This is a genomic window from Bradyrhizobium sp. BRP19 (genome assembly GCF_020194195.1).
GTDB classification, from domain to species: domain Bacteria; phylum Pseudomonadota; class Alphaproteobacteria; order Rhizobiales; family Xanthobacteraceae; genus Bradyrhizobium; species Bradyrhizobium yuanmingense.
Genome location: NZ_JADYVZ010000125.1, coordinates 1 through 443 on the forward strand (window position 1 = coordinate 1; position 443 = coordinate 443).

The 443-nt window shown below is 65.2% G+C and carries 1 pseudogene; it reads left to right on the forward strand.

The features are described 5' to 3' along the window. Positions 1 to 36 precede the first annotated feature (36 nt). Positions 37 to 443, forward strand: a pseudogene (locus I6F36_RS38805) (hypothetical protein); the annotation flags it as partial.

Sequence of the window (443 nt, forward strand, 5' to 3'; positions counted from 1 at the left end):
GGGATCTGACCCCGGCGCCCGGTTTACAATGGGTGGATGAATACCCCCCTTCCGATTGTCCGCCTCAAGAATGCGTGGCGCTCCAGCCACCCGTGGATCTTCCAGAAACTGGTCGAGAAGCCGACCGTCCGGCCCAAGCCCGGTTCCATCGTCGACGTGGTCGGCATTGATGGCGAGTTCGTTGGCCGCGGGTTCTACAACGGGCATTCGCGTATTGCCGTGCGCATCCTTGAGACCGACCAGAACGTGCCGGTGGATGCCGGCTGGTTCTCGCGCAAGATCGCCCAGGCGGTGTCGCTGCGCCGTGAGGTGCTCAAGCTCGACGCGGTCTCCGACGCCTGGCGCGTGGTGCACAGCGAAGGCGACGGCCTGTCCGGCCTGGTGGTGGATCGCTACGGCGACCTGGTGGTGGTCGAATTCTTCGCCGCCGGCATGTTCCGCCA